At 58.0% G+C, this 11,810-nt stretch carries 14 protein-coding genes; 5 read left to right on the top strand and 9 right to left on the bottom strand.

Going from position 1 to position 11,810, the window contains the following annotated elements:
- Positions 1-421: 421 nt before the first annotated feature.
- The 3 genes from AC1DUP_RS30720 (at position 422) to AC1DUP_RS30710 (ending at position 2,559) form a co-directional block, all read left to right on the top strand.
- Positions 422-1,468, top strand: coding sequence for a catalase family peroxidase (locus tag AC1DUP_RS30720; protein ID WP_477836513.1), 1,047 nt, complete (start codon positions 422-424; stop codon positions 1,466-1,468).
- A complete protein-coding gene (locus AC1DUP_RS30715) occupies positions 1,465-2,004 on the top strand; it encodes a cytochrome b (RefSeq protein ID WP_113297731.1) in 540 nt (179 codons plus the stop codon). Before AC1DUP_RS30720 ends, AC1DUP_RS30715 begins: the two co-directional genes overlap by 4 nt.
- A gap of 195 nt (positions 2,005-2,199) precedes the next feature.
- Positions 2,200-2,559, top strand: a complete 360-nt coding sequence (locus tag AC1DUP_RS30710; RefSeq protein WP_477836510.1) for an esterase/lipase family protein — start codon at positions 2,200-2,202, stop codon at positions 2,557-2,559.
- Here the strand turns inward: AC1DUP_RS30710 and AC1DUP_RS30705 are convergent.
- Positions 2,556-2,978 (bottom strand): winged helix-turn-helix transcriptional regulator, encoded by a 423-nt coding sequence (locus AC1DUP_RS30705; RefSeq protein ID WP_477836508.1) that lies wholly within the window; start codon positions 2,976-2,978, stop codon positions 2,556-2,558. The genes AC1DUP_RS30710 and AC1DUP_RS30705 overlap by 4 nt on opposite strands.
- 95 nt (positions 2,979-3,073) lie before the next feature.
- Here AC1DUP_RS30705 and AC1DUP_RS30700 point away from each other — a divergent pair, with 95 nt between their 5' ends.
- Positions 3,074-3,802 carry an SDR family NAD(P)-dependent oxidoreductase gene (locus AC1DUP_RS30700; RefSeq protein WP_477836506.1) on the top strand — a complete coding sequence of 243 codons (729 nt, stop codon included), beginning with the start codon at positions 3,074-3,076 and terminating at the stop codon, positions 3,800-3,802.
- A gap of 200 nt (positions 3,803-4,002) precedes the next feature.
- Here AC1DUP_RS30700 and AC1DUP_RS30695 read toward each other — a convergent pair whose 3' ends face one another.
- Positions 4,003-4,242 carry a TOBE domain-containing protein gene (locus AC1DUP_RS30695; protein WP_477836527.1) on the bottom strand — a complete coding sequence of 80 codons (240 nt, stop codon included), beginning with the start codon at positions 4,240-4,242 and terminating at the stop codon, positions 4,003-4,005.
- Between the two features lie 62 nt (positions 4,243-4,304).
- Between AC1DUP_RS30695 and AC1DUP_RS30690 the strand changes: the two genes are divergently transcribed.
- A complete protein-coding gene (locus AC1DUP_RS30690; protein WP_477836504.1) occupies positions 4,305-5,099 on the top strand; it encodes a hypothetical protein in 795 nt (264 codons plus the stop codon).
- A 46-nt stretch (positions 5,100-5,145) separates the two neighbouring features.
- Here the strand turns inward: AC1DUP_RS30690 and AC1DUP_RS30685 are convergent, their stop codons facing one another.
- The 7 genes from AC1DUP_RS30685 to AC1DUP_RS30655 are packed head-to-tail and all read right to left on the bottom strand — an operon-like array spanning position 5,146 to position 11,713.
- Positions 5,146-5,646 carry a hypothetical protein gene (locus tag AC1DUP_RS30685; protein ID WP_477836502.1) on the bottom strand — a complete coding sequence of 167 codons (501 nt, stop codon included), beginning with the start codon at positions 5,644-5,646 and terminating at the stop codon, positions 5,146-5,148.
- A 42-nt stretch (positions 5,647-5,688) separates the two neighbouring features.
- Positions 5,689-6,078 (bottom strand): monovalent cation/H(+) antiporter subunit G, encoded by a 390-nt coding sequence (gene mnhG, locus AC1DUP_RS30680; protein ID WP_477836500.1) that lies wholly within the window; start codon positions 6,076-6,078, stop codon positions 5,689-5,691.
- Entirely contained in the window at positions 6,075-6,356 is a 282-nt protein-coding gene (locus AC1DUP_RS30675; protein ID WP_477836498.1) for a K+/H+ antiporter subunit F, read from the bottom strand. Before AC1DUP_RS30675 ends, mnhG begins: the two co-directional genes overlap by 4 nt.
- Complete coding sequence (locus tag AC1DUP_RS30670; RefSeq protein ID WP_113297725.1) at positions 6,353-6,829, bottom strand: Na+/H+ antiporter subunit E; 477 nt, start codon at positions 6,827-6,829, stop codon at positions 6,353-6,355. Before AC1DUP_RS30670 ends, AC1DUP_RS30675 begins: the two co-directional genes overlap by 4 nt.
- Complete coding sequence (locus AC1DUP_RS30665) at positions 6,829-8,460, bottom strand: monovalent cation/H+ antiporter subunit D (protein ID WP_113297724.1); 1,632 nt, start codon at positions 8,458-8,460, stop codon at positions 6,829-6,831. Before AC1DUP_RS30665 ends, AC1DUP_RS30670 begins: the two co-directional genes overlap by 1 nt.
- Positions 8,457-8,792, bottom strand: coding sequence for a Na+/H+ antiporter subunit C (locus AC1DUP_RS30660; RefSeq protein ID WP_113297723.1), 336 nt, complete (start codon positions 8,790-8,792; stop codon positions 8,457-8,459). Before AC1DUP_RS30660 ends, AC1DUP_RS30665 begins: the two co-directional genes overlap by 4 nt.
- On the bottom strand, positions 8,792-11,713 hold the full coding sequence (locus tag AC1DUP_RS30655) for a monovalent cation/H+ antiporter subunit A (RefSeq protein WP_477836525.1): 2,922 nt from the start codon (positions 11,711-11,713) through the stop codon (positions 8,792-8,794). Before AC1DUP_RS30655 ends, AC1DUP_RS30660 begins: the two co-directional genes overlap by 1 nt.
- Positions 11,714-11,810: the final 97 nt, after the last annotated feature.

Here is an 11,810-nt window from a genome sequence, read left to right as displayed (position 1 = left end):
CAAGGCCGCCTTGATGTCTGGGACCTGTGTTGCGGAAACCATCTTGGCCAGCGTTCATGCGCGAACGCCACAACAGGCCGGACATATGGACGCAAGCGATCAGATCAAATCATCTCAAAATATCTTGCGAGTCGGGGGCCGTCCACATAAGGGATCAGAACTAACGACCGCGTTACTATAAATCCCCTCTTGTACACTCGAGCCAAAACTTTGCCTGGCCGGTATGACGAATCGCAATCTTGATGCAAACCCTCGGCACGCCGGCAGAGCTCCTGGACTGTTCGCGGCGAGGGTTTGACCTGGCAGCTCGACGGTGGCATCTTCCCTGTGCGCCCTGCGCATAGAACCCGGCTACTTCTCATTGTGTACTGAAATCGAAGCCCCCGCACCGCGTTGAACTGGCACGAAGGGAGAGTCTTGGATGCCTGGCCCGCAGCGTTCCGCCCTAGGATCCCTCGTGTTGATAGCGGCCGTCGTGGGTTTCGGCGTCGGCGCGTTTGCCTACACTGCTGGATGGCTCAGCCCTGACCGCCTTACGTCGACGAAGCTAGTAAGTGCGTTGGCGCCTCCTGGCGGACCCGCTCTCGGACATCGAAGAAACCACGCAAAGGGCGTCTGCTTCACTGGCACATTCGAAGCGAACGGGAACGGTAGCGCGATTTCACGGGCGTCAATGCTTGCCGCCGGACAGTACCCCGTCCTTGGCCGCTTCAACCTCGCAACGCCGGACCCGAATGCTGCCGATCCGACAGTTCGAGTTCGGGGCATTGGCGTGCAGATCTCGGCGCCTGACGGCAACGTCTGGCGGATGGCTCTGATCGATCCGCCTGTTTTCGCGGTCTCCACGCCGCAAGGTTTCTACGACTTGCTTAATGCGTCTGCGAGCAAGAATCCGGAAGCGATGAAAAGCTTTGTGGCAGCGCATCCAGAATTCGCTGCGTTCGGCGAGTGGGCGACCAAGGCTCCCTGGACGGCCAGCTACGCCGAGGTGGCGTTCAACAGCCTCAATGCATTCATTTTCAAGGATGGGTCGGGCGCAGAGCACGCCGTTCGTTGGTCTTTGCGTCCGCAGACGCAGGCCGCGCCGATGACGGCCGAAGACTTCGCCAAGCTCGGGGCCAATCATCTTGAGCAAGATGTAACCGAACGCGTTGCGAGCTCGCCTCAGCGTTGGACGCTCGTGCTGACGGTGGCCGATCCCTCCGATCCAATATCAGATCCTACCAAGGCCTGGCCGCCGGGGCGGCGTACCGTCGAAGCTGGAACTCTGGTCGTGCAGAAAATAGAGCCGGAGGCGGACGGCCCGTGCCGTGACATCAATTTTGACCCGACCATCCTGCCTGACGGAATCAAGGTTTCCGATGATCCGTTCCCCGCGGCCCGCTCGGCAGCCTATGCCAAATCCTATGATCTGCGGACATCGGAAGCGAGCAGTTATCCTCGAACAGGAGCGAGCGCGAAGCCATGACGGACGGCATCAAGACGCGATTCTCCACCATCCAGCGCTTGTTGCACTGGCTGATGGCGATAGGCATCCTGGCAATGCTTTTCATCGGCGTTGGAATGGTTTCCACCATCGGACGTCAGTATGTGCCGCTCTTGCTGACGCACAAGACGCTAGGGATCGCCATTCTTGTCCTTGCCCTGGTTCGCCTCGTGGTCCGCTTCATATCCGGCGCTCCACCGTTGCCCGCAGACCTTCCGGAACCGATGAAGCTTGCCGCCCATCTGTCCCACGTAGGTTTGTACGTGCTGATGGTAGGGATGCCCTTGATCGGGTGGGCAATGTTGTCCGCCGCCGCTTACCCAGTCGTCCTCTATGGCGGCATAAGGCTCCCCCCGATACTGCCGCCGAGCGAGACCCTGCACGCGCTCCTATGGAGCGTGCATTACTATCTTGCCTTCGCGTTCTTCGCTCTTGTGTTGATGCACCTTGCGGCGGCGCTTTTTCATGGGCTCGTCCGCCGCGATGGGGTCCTCGAGACTATGCTGCCCGGCAGATAATGGTAGTGTTCGCGGAAGGGTTATCGTAACCGCCAGCCATCAACCGAGGCAGCGCTGAGTGTGATCATTCGGCCATAGAGTTCGCGTTCCTGGAACCGTCCATTGGCGGCCAACCACGAGTTGACGCCAGCCACGAAGCAGATCCGGCTTCCCGGGTATCCCTGATTTCCTTTTGACCGAGAGACGGCATTTGACATGACCGACACCGTTGTTCTTCTCCACGGCATCAGGAGGACCAGCGCTTTCATGCGCAAGTTTAAAAAGTACCTGCAGACCCAAGGCTACATTACGCGCAACGTTGACTACCCTTCGACCCGCTACCCCATTGAACGGCTGGCGGAGGTCGTTGCAGCAGAAGTCGAAAGTGCGGCTGAGAGCAACCGTGGAGGCCGTATTCACCTGACCAGACATTCCGTGGGTGGATTGGTCATCAGGGCTATGCTGAAAAACTACCGACCATCAAATCTCGGGCGGGTGATGATGATTGGCACTCGCGGCCGCATGATGAGCGGCCGGGCCGAGCATTCGAATGTCGGCCGATGCCAATCGAGCTAGTCTCGAACCCGATCGTATTCTTCTTGGGCGCGCTCAAGCTCCGAACCATAGGTCATGGACCACGCATAAAGCGCCTCGAACGGTTGCTGAAGGGAGCGGCCGAGCGCGGTAATGGTATATTCGACGCCAACCGGCGTCGTTGTCGTAAGCACTTCACGGCGAATGAGCCCATTGCGTTCCAGGCGCTTCAATGCGTCGGCGAGCGCCTTGTGTGTGATCCCGTCCAGGCGCCGCATGATCTCGTTGAACCGTGACGGCCTGGTGCAGAGGACCGTCAGTATCAGGACCGACCACTTGTTGGCGATCTGCTCAAGCACCGGCCGTGCCTTCTCAACATCCAGCAAAGCCTCGGCGGAGACAGCCTTGTGGCTATGAGACGAGCAAGCTTTGATGATCGGAACTTCGTTCGTCGCGGGCACAGGTATACTCCTCGATATCTGCTTTACTCATAGTGCGTAATTGACCGTAGGTATAGAGAATATACCTTCGCTTCATCATTGTTGATGGAGTTAACATGAGCAGATTAGCAAACAAGATCTCCCTCGTTATCGGCGGTGTCGGTGGCATCGGAGGGGCCATTTCTCAGAGATTCGCCAGCGAAGGAGCGCTGGTCTACGCGACCAGCCGTAAGGGCGCGGAGAGTACATCAGAGTCAGCCGGCATAGGCAGCATCCACGCGATTCGGGCGGACGCTAGCGACAACGCCGATCTTCAGCGCGTCTTCGAGCAGATCCGATCTGAACAAGGCCGCATCGACGTGCTTGTCGTGAACGCGGGCCTGTCCGAATACGCTCCCCTTCAAGATATTTCCGAGGATCATTTCGATCGGACATTCGGCCTGAACGTCCGATCACTCGTATTCGCGACACAGGGAGCAATCGACATCATGCAGCCTGGCGGCACAATTGTGCTGATTGGCTCTATTGCAGGCGATATAGGCACCAAAGGGTATGGTGTATATGGCGCGACGAAAGCGGCAGTCCGTTCGTTCACACGCACCTGGGCTAACGAACTTGCTCCCAGGGGCATTCGTGTCAACGTCGTTAGCCCTGGACCGACCGATACAGCGATGATGGCGGCCGCCTCACAGGAAATTCGAGACGCGCTGTCGACCATGATCCCTCTTGGGCGCATGGGGCGACCTGAAGAGGTCGCGGCAGCAGCCCTCTTTCTTGCAAGCGACGAGAGCAGTTTTACCACGGGTGCAGAAATAGCAGTTGATGGAGGTATGGCGCAGGTCTGACGCCTGCCTTCGACTGCCTTCGACTGCCGCCGAAAACGACACCTATGCTAAAGTGCGTAGGCAGGGTGGCTGCCGACCGATTTTTTTTCAGGGACGATGCGAGGCATCATCAAGAGGTTCCCCGATCAACATCGTTTTTGCGTGGTGAGCGTTCAAGCAAGCATCGAACCTTGAAAACCTAAAAACCTGAAACATAGTGATTAGAGTTCGATGCGAACCTCCGTTTTCGCATCGAACAAGTTGATGCTCTGCCGATCGACGCCAAACCGAACCCGATCGCCTCTCCGGCCCTGAAAACGCGGCTCGGCTCTTGCGACGATAGAATGCTCGCCAACCTTCACGGTGACCATCGTGTCTGGACCGGTTAGCTCCACGACGTCGATCACACCCTTGATCGCCACGTCATCGTTGTCGACAAGCTTGAACTCTTCCGGCCTTATCCCGATGCGCGGGACCCCACTGCGGTTTCCCGAGCGCTCACAAGCCCGATCAATCGGCCGGATTGGGCCGCTACAATCCGGAAACCCGATTTGGACGCATTGGAAACATTGGCCGCCGGATCGGATACGAGCTTTTTTCTGGTTTGTATCGACGCCGGGTGGCGTTGACGTTCAGACCTCGACGCGCGGAACATGGATCGTTGCTGCACGTCCCCTGTTCGGCAAGTTGGCGAGTACGATCTCGCCGCCGAAACTGCTGCGTCATCTCTCGGAGCACGCGTGATGTCGCAATGCTCGTCGGGTTTTGCACATTCACATTCATGCTCGGCGTTGCGACGTTACTGGCCGTGATCTTCCTGGCGGATCCTTTTCTTATAGACCGCTTCATCGATATTTTTCCCTGGAACATCTCCGGCGGTATCGGCAAGGTCGTGTTCGGAGCCATCCTGCTCTATGTCGTTTGTAGCTTGCTGCCACTCGGCAAAATCCGCGTCGGTGCGACAGAGATTGCCTACCCCGGCTTTACCACGACCCTGATGCAGATCTTGCTCGGCATGGCTGAACTGCTCTGCGCCACCACCATCATCTACTTGGTCTTGCCGACAGAAAATCCCTGCTTTCTCATGGTCGCCGGCGTCTTTGTCGTGGCGCTATCTGCAGCAATGATCTCCCATTCACCCGGCGGGCTCGGCGTGTCCGAACTCGTCTTTCTTGCCGGCTTGCCTGATATGGCGAAGACTGATGTGCTTGCCGCGCTCCTTGTTTTTCGGCTGCTCTATTTCGTGCTGCCGTTTCTGGCAGCGTTGCCAGTCATTGCATTGTTCGAGCTGAGCACCAACAATCGGCCCGTGCGGTAATATCCAACTGACGGGTTGTGGCTGTTATCACAAGCTTTCCCATTGGCTAGGTGGCCAGGCTGAATCTGCGGACAAGGAAAAGACGTGCAAATGCGAGCCTTTCGTGAATGGCCTTTCTTTCGCCAATTTCAATTGCCTCGCCAAATATGCCTCTGCTGCGCCGGGCCGGATTGTGGGCGCCCATGCGCACCAATGCCGAAAGGTCGATCAGCGTATCGGCCACCAGATTGAGCTTGACGAGCAGCGTCTGCAGGCCCGGCATGCCGCCGGGAATATCGACGAAGGCAGGATGGGACTTCTCGGACCTGGAATGCGGAGCATGATCGGTTGCCATGATGGTGTCAAACCTTCCGAAAGCACGTGCTCCCAGCGCCTCGACGTCCTCGCGATCGCGAAAGTCAGCGATCCCTTGAGGTCTGCAACGGTTCGGCCGACATCGTCGACCCAATACCGTTAACCTTCTCCAAAAACTCTTTTGGCGAATATAGCCGGATAATCGCTGCCGATGCGAGGACGGCTCAGCCGTGCCGCAGCCGTCAATGTGCATGGAAAATCGCTCTTGTGGCCATTAGGGTGGGGCCGAGGAAGTTTAAGTCTCTGCCTTGCCGCTTTGTTTTCTTGCAGCAACGTGGTCGATCCGTTTTGGCGGCGCCTTTTCATCATTCTCGACACGATCACGGTAAAGAGCAGCACGCGCAAGCATCATCAGAGTGATCGGTGTCGTCGCCGTTACAAAAAGCCCGATGAGGATCTCGTGAATCTCAAGTCGTCCTGAACCGACTGAGAAGAAGATCATCGAGGCGAGCATGATCCCGCCGATCCCCCAACTGGTTGCGAGCGTTGGCGCGTGAATACGTTCATAAAATGTTGGGAGGCGCAGGAAGCCTATCGCTCCGATCAATGCCAGGCTAGCGCCACCGAGAAGAAAGAAGGCGACAAAGATGGCCGCCCACAACGGGATATCTGCAGCCGCAGTCATTCTATCACCTCACCCCGCATCAAAAACTTGGCCAGCGCGACGGAGGAGACAAACCCCAAAATCCCAATCACCAATGCCGCTTCGAAATAGACGACGCGATCCGTGCCGACGCCAAAAGTCACAAGCAACAGCATGGCGTTGATGTAAAAGGTGTCGAGACCGACAATCCGATCTTGAGCGCGAGGCCCGATGACCATGCGCACCGCAACAATCGCCATCGACGCGACCAGCATCAACTGAGCGATCGAAACGGCGCTGAACAAGATAATTGCGCTCACGCGAAGATCTCCATCAGCAGCTTCTCATATCGATTTTTGATCGTGTCTCGCCACACCGTCTCGTTCTGCAGATCGAGGATGTGAAGAAGGACGGAATTCTCGTTGGAATCATATTCAAGCCAGGCAGATCCGGGCGTGCTTGTCAGGATCACTGCAAGAACGGCCAACGCGAACGGGCTTCTCATTTCGAGATGAATGGTCAGAAATCCCGGATCGTGCTGGCGCGAACCGCTCCGGATAATAATGCCCGCGACCGCAATGTTGGATTTGAGGATGTCGTAGAGTACGACGAGAAAAAGTTTGGGCAGCAGGTACCACTTCACCAATCGCGGCTTTTGCGGACGCAAGGACGCCATCGCCCAACTGGCGAACACGGCGACGAAGATACCCAGAATAAGATGACCGACCGTAAAGCCGTTGAGCAACAGCCACATGACGAGCAGCGACAGCGAAAGAACGGGATAAGGCAGCATCAGTTGCTCTCCGTGCCGGGCGCCGCCAGGCCCCGATAGCCCGGGACCTGTACCGCATTGTGGACCGCATCGATATAGTTTGCAGGCTTGCTCAGCGTGCGAATGGTTAAGTCCATATATTGCAGGACCGGCCCTGCTTGCACGGTCAAGACAAGGGTGAGCACCAGCAAAAACAGCACGGGGACGATCTCAATCACAAGGACACGCGGAACCGTGCCTTCGATCGAGCTCCAGAAGGTACGAATGCCGGCGCGCGTCATGGAAATCAGCGCCGCGATACCGGAGAGGATGACGAGCACGATCAGTGTCCAGATTGCCGCGGTCGGCGGCACCCCGATCGCACCCGTGCCCATCATTGCCGACAGCATTGCAAATTTGGCTATGAAACCGGAAAGCGGCGGCAGACCAGACAGCAGGATCGCGCAGGCAGCAAAGCAAATGCCCAGTATCGCCATCGTCCCGGGCATCGTGACACCCTCTTCTTCATCGGGGGTTTGCTCGTCGGCGTCCCCGTAGGCTTCCATCGTTACCGCAAGGACGTTGGCGCCGGCGTCCTGTCCGCGCTCGACAAGTTCGATCAGCATGAAGAAGGCACCGATCGTCAATGTTGAACTGACGAGGTAAAGGAGCGCACCGGATGATACGGCACCGTCATTAATGCCGAGGACCATCAACAAGGTGCCCGACGAGACGAGTACGGAAAACCCCGCGAGCCGGCCGAGCGCCTGAGATGCCAGCACGCCGATCGTCCCGAAGACAAGTGTCGCCACACCACCGTACAGGAGCACGATGGCGCCAAAGCCGGCCAGCGGACCCTCTCCGAAAAGAAGCATCGTCAGGCGCAGGATTATGTAAATCCCGAGCTTGCTCATGATGGCAAACATTCCAGCCACTGGAGCTGATGCCGCACTATATGCTGTCGGCAGCCAGAAACAGAGCGGCCACATCCCCGCCTTGATGAGGAAGACTACGCCCAAGATCGCCGCTCCTGCCTCCATGAGCATACGGCGATCGCGCTCCATTTCGGGAATGCGCGCTGCAAGGTCCGCCATATTGAGGGTCCCGGCCGTGCCGTAAATCAGACTCACACCGATGAGGAACAACAGCGCTGCCACCAGGTTGACGGCGATGTAGTGCAGGCCCGCCTTGACCCGAAGCGGACCGGAACCATGCAGCAGCAGACCATAGGACGCCGCCAGCATGATCTCAAAGAACACGAACAAATTGAACAGATCACCGGTAAGAAAGGCACCATTGACGCCGACCAACAGAATCTGGAACATGCTGTGGAAATGCGCGCCGACCGCGTGCCAACGCGCGAGCGAGAAGATCAACGCAGGAACGGCCAGCAACGCCGTCAACAGCAGCATCAGCGCCGACAGCCCGTCAAGTACCAGGACGATACCGAACGGCGCCGCCCAGTTACCGAGCAGATAGATGCCATCGAAGGCGTTTGGGCCGCTTTCAATGCGAAACAGGCAGATGGCGATGGCCGTCAGAACGAAGGTCGATGCAAGACTTATCATCGCCTTGGCCAATCGTTGACGCTCGTCGACGAGCAGCAACAATGCGCTGGCGACCAGTGGTACGAGTACCGGAGCAATGATCAGATGGTGGGCCCAGGCATTCATCGCGGCTCATCTCTCCCGTCGACATGGTCGCTGCCTGTCAGACCGCGCGACGCCAGGAGTACGACCAGAAACAAGGCGGTTGTCGCAAAGCCGATGACGATAGCGGTCAGAACCAGAGCCTGTGGAACCGGATCGGCCAGAGGGCCCGCCGCATCGTCAGTAAGAATAGGCGGGACGTTTGCCTTGACGCCGCCGACTCCGAAGATGAACAGGTTGACCGCGTACGAGAGCAGTGAAAGGCCGACAATCACCTGGTAGGTTCGCGGGCGCAGGATAAGCCAGACACCACAACTGGTCATCACCCCTATGGCAATCGACAGGACCAATTCCATCACGCCTCCTCCGATTTCGCCGCGTCGATCATCCGCAGCCGGTTGATGCGCAAGGATTGGTGTGCGAGCGCGACAAGAATGAGCACCGTCGATCCGACGACAAGGCAGAAGACACCCAGATCAAAGAGCAGCGCAGTGGCCGCGGGCACTTTTCCGATCAGCGGCAGATCGAGGTAGCGGGAGTGCGAAGTCAGGAACGGATAACCAAGGAACCAAGCCCCGACCCCGGTTGCAACGGCGGTCAGCAGTCCCGCGCCCATCCAGCGGAGCGGCAGGATGCGGATGCGATCCTCTGCCCAGCGTGTTCCTCCCGCCAGATACTGCAGCAGGAAGGCGATCGACAGCGTCAGGCCCGCCGAAAAGCCGCCGCCCGGCAAATCGTGTCCGCGGATGAAGAGGTAGACTGAGAAGGTGATGATGACTGGAAAAAGCCACTGCATGATGACCGATGGCACCAGCAGATAGTCGCGCACGGTATCGCCGGCAGACCGCTCTGGCCGCTCCTCGTCAAAGCGGTTTTGCGCTTGCTGCTGCTCCGGCGCCCTCATGCTGTCTTCGGCAGGCCGGAAACGGCGCAACAGCCCGTAGACGGTGAGCGCAACGACACCGAGAACGGCGATCTCTCCCAACGTATCGAAACCACGGAAATCCACCAGAATGACATTGACGACGTTGCGGCCACCACCCTCGGAATAAGCATTCTCCAAAAAGTAGTTGGCAATCGCGTCCGGCACCGGCGTCGTCATCACAGCGTAGGCGACGAAGGACATGGCGACGCCGCAGAGAACGGCCAGTGCAAGGTCACGAAACCGGCGAAACCGTGCTCTCAACGTCATCGCCTCGCCAAAACCCTCAGTCCGTTTGGGCAGCCAGCGCAGGCCGAGAAGGATCAGGACGGTCGTGACGATTTCGACGAGCAACTGGGTGATCGCGAGATCTGGCGCCGAAAGCCATATGAACGTGATGCAGACGACGAGACCGACACCGCCGAGCATTACCAGTGCGGCCAGACGGTGGTATTTCGCCGTATACGCTGTGCCAAGCGCAAGGCACACGCCGATGATCCAGATCGCCGTGAAGGCGGGATCGACGCTCGCGTAAGTAACTGGCCGGCTTTCGAAGCCACTCAGATAAAGCGGCAACGTGCCTGCGGCAAAACCAGTCACGATCAGCCAGCGCAGCTGGGGTTGCAGCTTGCGTGTGCCCAAGCGCCCCTCGGCGAGGCGCGCCCATCGCCAGGATAGTTCGACAATTACGCGCTCGAAGACCCGTTGCCCCTTGAGCCTGCGAAACAGCGGCGGACCGTCATCGCAACGATTGAGGTAATCCTTCAGCAAAAAATAGATGAGCGCGCCACCGACGAGTGCGATCGCGCTCATTATGAGCGGAAGGTTGACGCCATGCCAGATCGCCAGGCTGTATTCGGGAGTAGCCGTCCCGAGCACGCTGACCACGGCGCTGTGAAGAAACGGACCAATCGATATTGCCGGAATGATGCCAACGATCAGGCAGACTATGACGAGGAACTCGACCGGAAACCGCATCCATCTGGGGGGCTCGTGGGGACGGTTGACCGGCAGATCGGTCGGCGGCGGACCAAAGAAAACCGTGTGAATGAACCGCAGCGAATAGGCCACGCTGAAGGCGCCGGCGAGGGTCGCGACATAGGGAAGAATACGGTCGAGGATCGAATCGGCATGGGTCTCCACCGCCTCGGCAAAGAACATTTCCTTGGACAGGAACCCGTTGAGGAGGGGCACGCCAGCCATTGCGGCACTTGCCACGATCGCCAAGGTCGCTGTGAACGGCATGAAGCGGAAGAGACCGCTGAGCTTGCGCATGTCGCGTGTGCCGGTCTCGTGATCTATGATGCCCGCTGCCATGAAGAGCGACGCCTTGAAGGTCGCGTGATTGAGCATATGGAAGATGGCGGCCACGGTCGCCAATGGGCTGCCGAGGCTCAGCAGTGTCACGATCAATCCAAGATGGCTGATGGTCGAATAGGCCAGGAGGCCTTTCAAGTCGCGCTGGAACAACGCAAAATATGCGCCCAGCAGCAGGGTTGAGATCCCGGCGACGCCGACAATCCAGAACCATTCGTACGTCCCCGAAAGCACCGGCCAGAAACGCACCAAAAGGAACACACCGGCTTTGACCATGGTCGCCGAGTGAAGGAAGGCCGAAACCGGCGTCGGGGCAGCCATGGCGTTGGGAAGCCAAAAATGGAATGGAAACTGCGCGCTCTTTGTCAAAGCGCCTAGCAATATGAAAATCAGCGTTGGCAGATAGAGAGGATGACTGCGAACGATGTCGCCGGAATCGAGGATCTTGTCGACGTCATAGCTGCCAACCACGTTGCCGAGCAGAATAAAGCCGATCAACAAGCAAAAGCCGCCAATCCCGGTAATCGTGAGTGCCATTCTGGCGCCATCGCGGGCATTGGCATTATTGTGCCAATAGCTGATGAGCAAGAACGAGAAGATGCTGGTCAGTTCCCAGAACACGGACAGCAGGATCACATTGCCCGAGACGACAATGCCGAGCATGGCCCCCATGAAAGCAAGAAGGAACGAGAAGAACCGTGGAACCGGATCCTCCTCGGACATGTAGTAGCGCGCATAAAGCACCACGAGAAGGCCGATTGCGGTGACAAGCATGGTGAAAATCCATGCAAAACCATCCATGCGCAACGCGAAGTCCAGGCCAAACTGCGGCAGCCATTCGGCGCGAAACCGCACTACCCCGCCGTCTGCGACCGCCGGATACAAGCTTCCTGTGAGCAGCAACAAAGCGGTGACGACGATAGCTGCCAAACCTGCAGGCAGGCGTGGCGAAGTCGTCTTGAGTAAGAGAATGGAGAGGAGACTTCCGACGAAAGGCAGAAGCAGCAGAACGACAAGCAAAAATGGTTCGGCTGTTATCCCAATGCCTCAATCCTCCAGAAAATCGGTACCCATCGCTTGGGGCAACAGTTCAACTGCCGTCTAGCAATCGGGGCCTTGTTGCTCTATATGGCTT

The organism is Rhizobium sp. 01L419 (assembly GCF_056400025.1).
This window is presented reverse-complemented; position numbering and strand designations above follow the sequence as displayed.